Raw genomic sequence first — 9,313 nt, 5'->3', positions numbered from 1 at the left:
GGGGGGGGGGGGGGGGGGGGGGGGGGGGGGGGGGGGGGGGGGGGGGGGGGGGGGGGGGGGGGGGGGGGGGGGGGGGCGCGGGGGGGGGGGGGGCCCCCGGGGGGGGGGGGCGACCGCGGGCCGGTAGTCGCGGGGCGCGGGCGGCCGGTGGGTGTGCCGGCCGGCTGCGGGGGCGCGACGGCGCGGCCAGCGGGGAGACGCCGTTGCCCCACAAGGCGAGGGTGGTCGAAGGCGCGGGCAGCCGGGAGGCGGGGACGGCCCGAGGCGCGGGCGGGAGGCGAGGTCGCCCACGGGGACCAGGGCGGCCCGAGGTGTGGCCAGGAGGCGGGGGCTGCCGGGACGCGGGTGGTCCTGGGCCGGCGTGGTCGAGCGGGGCGGGTGGTGATTACGTGGTGGGGTGCCCGGACTTGACGCTTCCCAGATCAGGCGCAGGCTCGCCGACGCCCGGCTGTACCTGTGCACCCCCCACCGCCCCGACCTGGCCGAGGTCGCCGACGCCGCGCTCGCGGGCGGGGTGGACGTCGTGCAGTTGCGGGAGAAGGGCATGGAGGCTCGGCAGGAGTTGGCCGCCCTCGAGGTGCTCGCGGAGGCGTGCGCGCGGCACGGGGCGCTGCTCGCGGTGAACGACCGGGCGGACGTGGCCCTCGCCGCCGGGGCCGACGTGCTGCACCTCGGCCAGGACGACCTGCCCGTCCCGCTGGCCCGGCGGGTGGTCGGGGACGAGGTGGTGATCGGGCGGTCCACGCACGACCTCGCGCAGGCCTCGGCGGCGGCGGTCGAGCCGGGCGTGGACTACTTCTGCACCGGGCCCTGCTGGCCGACGCCGACCAAGCCCGGACGCCCGGCTCCGGGGCTGGACCTGGTGCGCGCGGTCGCCGGGTGGGACGCGGCACGAGCGGGCGCGGGCGAGCCGGGCGCGGGTGCGGCCCCTCCCGCCCGGCCGTGGTTCGCCATCGGGGGGATCGACCGGCATCGGTTTCCCGAAGTGATCTCCGCCGGGGCAGGCCGGGTGGTGGTCGTGCGCGCCATCACCGAGTCGGACGACCCCCGCGCCGCCGCAGCCTGGTTGAAAATTCAACTAAGCGGCGTACCCTCGTCCCCGTGATGCCTGTGCTCTACCTGGGCCACGGGGCGCCCCCGCTGGCCGACGACGCGCGCTGGACCGGCGAGCTGCACGCCTGGTCCGAGGACCTCCCCCGCCCGGAGGCGGTCCTGGTGGTGTCCGCCCACTGGGAGGAGGCGCCGCTCACCCTCGGCGCCACCACCCCCGTGCCGCTGACCTACGACTTCTGGGGCTTCCCGCGGAAGTACTACGAGGTGACCTACGACGCGCCGGGCGCGCCCGCGCTCGCCGACGAGGTCACCCGGCTGCTCGGCGGCGAGGACCGGGTGGCGCGCGACCCGGAGCGCGGGCTCGACCACGGGGCCTACGTGCCGCTGAAGGAGCTGTTCCCGGCGGCGGACGTGCCGGTGCTCCAGGTGTCCATGCCGACCCTGGACCCGCGCGAGCTGTTCGACCTCGGCCGCAGGCTGGCGCCGCTGCGCGAGCAGGGCGTGCTGCTGGTCGGCAGCGGGTTCATGACGCACAACCTGAGCTGCGTGGACTTCCGGCGCGGCCCGGACTACGCCGCGCCGGGCTGGTCCGAGGAGTTCGACGACTGGGCGGGCCGGGCGCTGGCCGCCGGCGACGTGGACGGGCTGCTGGACTTCGCCCGCAAGGCCCCCGCCGCCGGTCTCGCGCACCCGCGCACCGAGCACTTCGCGCCGCTGTTCGTGGCGCTCGGCGCGAGTCTGGACCAGGGCGCGCCGAGGACCACCGTCGAGGGGTTCTGGTACGGGCTGTCCAAGCGCTCGGTGCAGTTCGGCTGACCGCGCCCGCGCCGTGACGGCCCCGCGCCCGCTTAGGCCGATGGGGCGGTCTCCTGAACGGCAAATGTGAAGCTGGGAGTGACGCACCAAACGGCGTCTCACCCGATCGGCGGATAGGCGCAGCACGGGGTGGTCCGGTCAGAGCAACTCAGGCAAGTAGCTCTCCGTATTGGAGGCAAGTGCCCCCGGAACGCCATTCGCCGGTACGCTGAGCACTAGCCGCGCCACCGCTGACAAGCGAGCGCGGCGAACAGGCCGCCTCCGGGCGGCCCGCGAAGACGTCTCCCTCATCTTCGGATGCGGGGAAGCCGGGGATTCGGTGGCAGGGACCGCCCCCGGCGACCCCCCAGGGGGACGGGTGGTGGGGCGGCGGCAGGGGTCGCCCCACCCCTCTTTCTCTCCCGCCGCTCGGCGCGGTGAACCGCACAGCTCGCCACCGGGGTCGCAGGCCGCCCCGGCGCACGCCCGCCTACCCGCGAGTAGTGGACCTTTCGAGCTACGTTACAACTCCGTTACGTGTGACAGCTGGAGACCATCAGAGTCGAAGTGTGTCACAGGCCACGTCACCGTGACTGCGCTGCGTAGCCCTTGACCGTTGACCCGCGCCACAGGTAGTCACGAACTCGGCATTCGAGGAATCACGCTCACCGCTGATTCCCCGGTTTCCCGCCACCCCAAGCGTGAATACCCCGGCCCGAAGTGAACAAGACCGCCGATCCGAAGGGCATTCGCGGCAACGTGGACTGCTCCCCCCGACGGGGGGAAGATGGTGGTCCGTGGACCTCGTGACGCTGGAAGACATCCGGGCCGCCGCCGAGCGGATCTCCGGGGCGGTGCTGCGCACCCCGCTGCTGCCCTGGGGCGACGGCCTCTGGCTCAAGCCGGAGAGCCTGCAACCGGTGGGCGCGTTCAAGATCAGGGGCGCCTACAACGCGCTGGCCCGCCTCGCGCCCGAGGACCGGGCGCGCGGGGTGGTGGCCTACTCCAGCGGCAACCACTCGCAGGCCGTCGCGCGCGCGGCGCGGGAGTTCGGCGTGCCCGCCGCGATCGTGATCCCGGACAACGCGCCCGAGGTCAAGGTCGAGGCGACGCGCGCGCTCGGGGCCGAGGTGGTCCGGGTGCCCATGGCCGAGCGGGAGAGCCGGGCGCTGGAGCTGGCCGCCGAGCGCGGCGCGGTGCTGGTGCCGCCGTTCGACCACCCGGACGTGATCGCCGGGCAGGGCACGATCGGGCTGGAGGTCGTGGCGGACCTGCCCGAGGTCGCGACCGTACTCGTGCCGGTCAGCGGCGGCGGGCTGCTGTCCGGCGTGGCGGTGGCGGTCAAGGCGCTGCGGCCGGACGCGCGGGTGATCGGCGTGGAGCCGGAGCTGGCCGCCGACGCGGGCGAGTCCTTCGCGGCCGGGCGCCGGGTGGACTGGCCCGACGCGGACCGGGCCAGGACCATCGCGGACGGGCTGCGGGCCCAGCCGTCCGAGCGGACGTTCGCGCACATCCGGGCGCACGTGGACGGGTTCGCGGCGGTCTCCGAGGCCCGGATCAGGGCGGCGGTGCGGGAGCTGGCGGTGCGGGCCCGGCTGGTGGTGGAGCCGAGCGGGGCGACGACCCTGGCGGCGTTCCTCCAGCTGCGCGAGCGCGGCGAGCTGGGCGACGGGCCGGTGGTCGCGGTGCTGTCCGGCGGCAACGTCGACCCGGCGCTGCTGGCCGAGGTGCTGCGGGAGGCGTGACGCGCGGGGCGGCCCCGAGAGCGGGCCGCCCCTGCCGCGCGCGCTCAGCCCTCGACCGGGCGGTTCAGGGTCGCGACGAACTTGTAGCGGTCGCCCCGGTACACCGAGCGCACCCACTCCACCGGGTTGCCCTCGGTGTCGTAGGAGTGGCGGGAGAGCAGCAGCATGGGCAGTCCGATGTCCGCGCCCAGCAGCTCCGCCTCCTCGGGCGAGGCGAGCGCGGTCTCGATGGTCTCCTCGGCGTGCCCCATCTCGGTGCCGAACCGCTCGCGCAGCACCTGGTACAGCGACCCGCCGGGCGACAGGTACCGCCGCAGCCCCCGGAACCGGCCGAGGGCCAGGTGCGTGGTCTCGATCGCCATCGGCTCGCCGTCGGCCAGCCTCAGCCGGTGCAGCCGCAGCACCTTCGCGCCCGCGCGCACGCCCAGCAGCCGGGCCAGCTCGGCCTCGGCGGGCTGCTCGGAGGCGTCGATCAGCCGGGACGACGGCTGGCGGCCCTGCGCCAGCATGTCCTGCGTGTACGAGGAGAGCTGGAGCCGTTGCGCCACCTTGGGTTCCGCGGCGAACGTGCCCTTGCCCTGCACCCGCAGCAGCCTGCCCTCGACGGTCAGCTCGGCCAGCGCCTGGCGGACCGTCGTGCGGGACACGTCGAACTCCGAGGCGAGCGAGCGCTCGGTGGGGATCGGCGAACCCGGCGGCATGGCGCGCAGCAGGTCGAGCAGGTGGCGTTTGAGGCCCCAGTACTTCGGTTCCCGCTGTGCACGCGACCTGGACTCCAGGCTCGTCTCCAGCATGGCCTTCCTCCTCGACTTCTCCCAGCGCTCCCGCCACAAGGATGCCCTGTCGCGGGCCGTTCGCGCCGTCGAACCCCCTCGTCGAGTCATCGGATGACTTTGCAACGTCTCGGCAACGACCTTGACAGGTCCTGTGGTGGGGCACACCCTAGGCCGCATTGGTCTACACCACTTAGGTCCGCCTAGGTGTCCGTGGTGTTGGTCCGGCCGCAGGGGACGGGGCCGGCGAGGAAAGGGCGCGAACGTGAAGGGCTGGAGAGGACTGGCAGTCGGCGCCACCGCGCTGTCGGTGGCATTGGCCGGTTGCGGCACGAGCAGTGACAGCGGGAGCGGCGAGGGCGGGGACAAGACGCTCACCGTGTGGCTGATGGACGGCTCGGCGGCTCCGACGCTGACCGACGCGCTGCACCAGGAGTTCGAGAGCGCCCACCCCGGCGTGAAGGTCAAGTACGAGGTGCAGAAGTGGGGTGGCATCCAGGAGAAGCTCACCACCGCGCTGACCGGGAAGACCCCGCCGGACGTCATCGAGCTGGGCAACACCCAGACCGCGAAGTTCGCGTCCGAGGACACCCTGGAGGACCTGTCCGGCGACGTCTCGTCGCTCGCGGGCGACCAGTGGCTCGCGGGTCTCGAGGACTCGCTCACCTGGGACGGCAAGCAGTACGGGATGCCGTTCTACGCCGCGAACCGGACGGTCGTCTACCGCACCGACCTGTTCCAGGCCGCGGGCATCACCGCCGCGCCGACCTCGCGCGACGAGTGGGTCGCGGCCGTCGAGAAGCTCAAGGCCGCCAACGCGTCCGACCCCGAGTTCCAGTCGCTGTACCTGCCGGGCCAGTCCTGGTACGTGCTGCTGTCGTTCATCTGGGACGAGGGCGGCGACGTCGCCAAGAAGGACGGCGACAAGTGGGCGGGCGCGCTCGACAGCGCCGAGGCCAAGGCGGGCCTGGAGTTCTACAAGAAGCTCGTGGACGCCTCCGGCACCAAGGCCCCGAAGGACACCGACGAGGCCACGCCGCAGCAGATGGAGGTGTTCGGCACCGGCAAGGTCGGCATGATGATCGGTCTGCCGTGGGAGCTGGCGGGCGCGGTCAAGGCCGACCCGACGCTGGAGGGCAAGCTCGGCGCGTTCCCGATCCCGTCCAAGACGGCGGGCAAGACCGCGCCGGTGTTCCTGGGCGGCTCGAACCTGGCCATTCCGGCCGGTAGCGCGAACCCGGACCTGGCCAAGGACTACCTGAAGCTGCTGTCCTCCAAGAAGTACCAGGACATGCTGGCCGAGGGCGGCTCGGTGCCCGGCACCTCCACCGACACGGCGAAGCTGGAGACCACCCCGGTCGGCAAGGCGCTCGCCGCCGCCGCCCCCAACGGCAAGGTCACCCCGACCACGCCGACCTGGGCCGGTGTCGAGGCGGGCCAGAACCCGCTGAAGGACATGCTGACCGCGTACCTGTCCGGCGCGAAGTCGCTGGACCAGGCCACGGCGGACGCCAACGCGGCGCTCACGAAGACGCTGGCGGGCTGACGGTCGCATGACGGCAGTCGACACGACCGGCGCGGGGGCGTCGACGGGCACCGTCCCGCCGGCGCCCCCGCGCTCCGCGAAGGGCGGCGGTGGCCGCCGCCGGGGCAGCGCGTTCGACCGCGCGCTGCCGTACCTGCTGCTGGCGCCCGCGCTGGTGGCCATCCTGTGGCTGATCGGCTTCCCCGTGCTGTCGGTGCTGCTGACCAGCTTCCGGCGGCTGAACCTGCGCGAGCTCACGCGCGGCCAGGTCGTGTGGACGGGGTTGGACAACTACACCGAGGTGCTGGGCGACCCGGACTTCTGGCTGGTGACCGGGCGGACGGTGGCGTTCACCGCCGCCGTCGTCGGGGCCTCGGTGCTGGCGGGCCTGCTGCTGGCCGTGCTGATGCGGCAGGTCTCGCCGCTGGTGCGGATCGTGCTCCAGGTGGCGATGCTGCTGGCGTGGGCGATGCCGCTGCTGGCGGCCACCACGGTCTACCAGTGGATCTTCGACCAGGAGTACGGCATCCTGAACAAGACCCTGGTGCAGCTGGGATTCGACTCGTACGCCGGGTACTCGTGGTTCTCCACCGGGCTGTCCACGCTGGGCGTGGTCGGTCTGATGATCACCTGGCAGGCCGTGCCGTTCCTGGCGTTCTCGCTGTACGCCGGGCTGATCGGCATCCCGCGCGACCAGTACGAGGCGGCGGGCATCGACGGGGCCTCGCCGTGGCAGACGTTCCGGGCGGTGACGTGGCCGGAGCTGCGCCCGCTGCTGATGATGGTGACGTTCCTGTCGGTGCTGTGGGACTTCAAGGTGTTCGCGCAGATCTGGGCGTTCCGGCAGGGCGGTCCCGACGGGGCCAGCACCACGCTCGCGGTCTACCAGTACCTGGTGGGCATCTCGCAGAGCCACTTCGGCGTGGCGGCGGCGGTGAGCGTGCTGATGATGCTGCTGCTCGCGGCGGTGACGTTCCAGTACCTGCGCAGGCTGGTGCGGTCCCAGGAGGGTGAGCTGTGAGGGCCAAGCGGATCTCGGCCAACGCGGTCGCGCTCGTGGTGGCGCTGTTCTTCGCGTTCCCGACGTACTGGATGGTCGCCACGGCGCTCAAGCCGCGCAAGGACCTGCTGTCCAGCGACTACGACCTGGTGCCGAAGTCGGTGACCGGGGACAACTTCGCGTCGGCGTGGAACAAGCCGGGGTTCCTGGAGTCGCTGGGCAACAGCCTGCTGGTGACGCTGTCGGCGGTGGCCGCGGCGCTGGTGGTCGGGCTGCTGGCGGCGCTGGCGCTGTCCCGGATGCGGTTCCGGGGGCGGCGCGGGTTCGTGATGATGATGCTCATCGCGCAGATGGCGCCGTTCGAGGCGCTGCTGATCCCGATGTTCCTGATGATGCGGGACCTGGACCTGCTCGACAAGCTGCCGTCGCTGACGCTGATCTACTTCGCGGTGACGCTGCCGTTCTGCGCGTGGACGCTGCGCGGGTTCGTCAACGGCATCCCGCTGGAGCTGGAGGAGGCGGCGATGGTCGACGGGTGCGGGCGGTGGGGCGCGTTCCGGCGCGTGACGCTGCCGCTGCTCGGGCCGGGGCTGGTGGCGACGTCGGTGTTCGCGTTCGTGACGGCGTGGAACGAGTTCCTGTACGCGCTGTCGCTGATCAACGACCAGTCGAAGCAGACGCTGCCGGTGTGGCTGAGCGGGTTCAAGTCGAACTTCGGCACGGACTGGGGCGGCGCGATGGCGGCCTCGGCGCTGTTCACGCTGCCGGTGCTGGTGTTCTTCCTGATCGTGCAGCGGAAGATGGTGACCGGGGTCACCGCCGGAGCGGTCAAGGGGTAGTCCTCGTTCACCGCGTGCGCCGCGCCCGCTCCCGCTGGGGGGCGGGCGCGGCGTTGTTCCGGGGGATTTCCTGTGGCGAGCGTCGCTGCGGGGTCGCGGGGCGCGCTGCGGGGCGGCCGGGTGGGCGGCGCCCGGCCTCCCGTGCAGGCCAGGCGCGTCCGGGTGGGGCAGCACCTGGGGGACGAACTGCGCGAACGCGCCGAAGTACCGTGGTCGCAGGCGTCATCCGGCGGTGGGCCGGACGGGTCGGTGGACTCGCCCCGCGGCGGTCGGACTCGCTAATATTGGTCTAGACCTAAGTGGCGTGGGGCCTGCCGGACCGGGCCCGGAGGACAGGGGTTACCCGATGACCGAGCACCAGCCCGGCGGGCACATGGCCGCCGAGATCGACCAGCAGCCCGCGATCTTCGCGGACCTGGTGGCCCGGCGCGCCGAGATCGCGGCGGTCGCCGGGGCGATCCGGGCGCGCGCGCCCCGCTTCGTGCTGTTCGCCGCGCGCGGGTCCAGCGACCACGCGGCGCTGTACGCCAAGTACCTGACCGAGGTGCTGCTCCAACTGCCCGCGGGCCTGGTGTCGCCGTCCACCACCACGCTCTACGGGGCGCGGCCGGACCTGCGGGACGTGCTGCTGGTGACCGTGTCGCAGAGCGGCGGGTCGCCGGACCTGCTGGAGGTCACGCAGTCCGCGCGGGAGCGGGGGGCGCTGACCGTGGCGGTGACGAACACGCCCGACTCGGAGCTGAACGGGGTCGCCGAGATGTCGGTGGACGTCGGCGCGGGCGTGGAGCACGCGGTGGCGGCCACGAAGACGTACTCGGCGACGCTGCTGGCGCTGTACCTGATGGTCGACGCGGTGCGCGGCGGCAGCGGGGCCGAGGTCGCCGGGATCGGCGAGCTGGCGCGGGCGGCGCTGGACGGGTCGGTGGACCCGGTGGAGGAGGCGGTGCGGCGCTACCGGTTCGTGGACCGGGTGCTGACCACCGGGCGCGGCTACTCGCTGCCGTCGGCGCTGGAGGCGGCGCTGAAGCTGGCCGAGACCTCGTACCTGGCGGCGCGGGCCTACAGCGGCGCGGACCTGCTGCACGGGCCGGTCGCGGCGGTCGACGCGGAGACGGCGGTGCTGGCGGTGACCAGCGCCGGGCTGGGCGGGGACGCGCTGCACGACGTGCTGGACGTGGTGCACGGGCGCGGGGCGGACGTGGTGGCGGTCGGGTCGGCGGCGGAGAAGGCGCCCGCGGCCCTGCGCATCCCGGTCCCGGAGACGGCCGAGGAGGTGGCGCCGATCCTGGAGATCCTGCCGGTGCAGCGGTTGGCGCACGGGCTGGCCCTGGCGCGGGGCGGTGACCCGGACAGCCCGCGCGGGCTGAACAAGGTGACGCGGACCCGGTGACCCGGACGCGGTGAGCAGGCACGCCCCGGTCCCCTGGCGGGACCGGGGCGTTCGTTGCTGCCGGGACGCTCAGGCTTCCAGCGCGGCGGGAGTCCAGTCGGGCGGGCCAGCCATCCGGTCCGGGATGGCCCGGTACAGGTTGCGCATCCGCCGGTAGTCGAAGTCCTGGTGGAAGCCGACCACCACGACGTCG

General features: G+C 73.5%; 8 protein-coding genes. 7 read left to right on the top strand and 1 reads right to left on the bottom strand.

The genetic code is table 11. The features are described from left to right. Window positions 1–397: 397 nt before the first annotated feature. From thiE to ACTUAL_RS27615, 3 genes are all read left to right on the top strand, one after another. Window positions 398–1,105, top strand: a complete 708-nt coding sequence (gene thiE / locus ACTUAL_RS27625; protein ID WP_440902286.1) for a thiamine phosphate synthase — start codon at window positions 398–400, stop codon at window positions 1,103–1,105. Further along, window positions 1,105–1,869 (top strand): dioxygenase family protein, encoded by a 765-nt coding sequence (locus ACTUAL_RS27620; RefSeq protein ID WP_440902287.1) that lies wholly within the window; start codon window positions 1,105–1,107, stop codon window positions 1,867–1,869. Before thiE ends, ACTUAL_RS27620 begins: the two co-directional genes overlap by 1 nt. A 776-nt stretch (window positions 1,870–2,645) precedes the next feature. Further along, the gene (locus ACTUAL_RS27615; RefSeq protein WP_096491261.1) at window positions 2,646–3,593 is read left to right on the top strand and encodes a threonine ammonia-lyase; all 948 of its coding nucleotides are present in this window, start codon (window positions 2,646–2,648) and stop codon (window positions 3,591–3,593) included. A gap of 44 nt (window positions 3,594–3,637) precedes the next feature. On the opposite strand, the gene ACTUAL_RS27610 is transcribed toward ACTUAL_RS27615, so the two are convergent. Next, on the bottom strand, window positions 3,638–4,387 hold the full coding sequence (locus tag ACTUAL_RS27610; RefSeq protein WP_012783034.1) for a GntR family transcriptional regulator: 750 nt from the start codon (window positions 4,385–4,387) through the stop codon (window positions 3,638–3,640). Window positions 4,388–4,631: 244 nt separating this feature from the next. Between ACTUAL_RS27610 and ACTUAL_RS27605 the strand changes: the two genes are divergently transcribed. The 4 genes from ACTUAL_RS27605 to ACTUAL_RS27590 all read left to right on the top strand — a co-directional run bounded on the left by ACTUAL_RS27605 (window position 4,632) and on the right by ACTUAL_RS27590 (window position 9,120). Continuing rightward, a complete protein-coding gene (locus ACTUAL_RS27605) occupies window positions 4,632–5,912 on the top strand; it encodes a sugar ABC transporter substrate-binding protein (protein WP_096491259.1) in 1,281 nt (426 codons plus the stop codon). A gap of 7 nt (window positions 5,913–5,919) precedes the next feature. Continuing rightward, window positions 5,920–6,912: a carbohydrate ABC transporter permease gene (locus ACTUAL_RS27600; RefSeq protein ID WP_096491258.1), complete on the top strand. Its 993-nt coding sequence runs from the start codon at window positions 5,920–5,922 to the stop codon at window positions 6,910–6,912. Next, window positions 6,909–7,730 (top strand): carbohydrate ABC transporter permease, encoded by an 822-nt coding sequence (locus ACTUAL_RS27595; protein ID WP_096491257.1) that lies wholly within the window; start codon window positions 6,909–6,911, stop codon window positions 7,728–7,730. Before ACTUAL_RS27600 ends, ACTUAL_RS27595 begins: the two co-directional genes overlap by 4 nt. Before the next feature lie 346 nt (window positions 7,731–8,076). Continuing rightward, window positions 8,077–9,120 carry an SIS domain-containing protein gene (locus ACTUAL_RS27590; protein WP_096491256.1) on the top strand — a complete coding sequence of 348 codons (1,044 nt, stop codon included), beginning with the start codon at window positions 8,077–8,079 and terminating at the stop codon, window positions 9,118–9,120. Window positions 9,121–9,313: the final 193 nt, after the last annotated feature.

The sequence above is a fragment of the Actinosynnema sp. genome (assembly GCF_052038725.1).
This window is presented reverse-complemented; position numbering and strand designations above follow the sequence as displayed.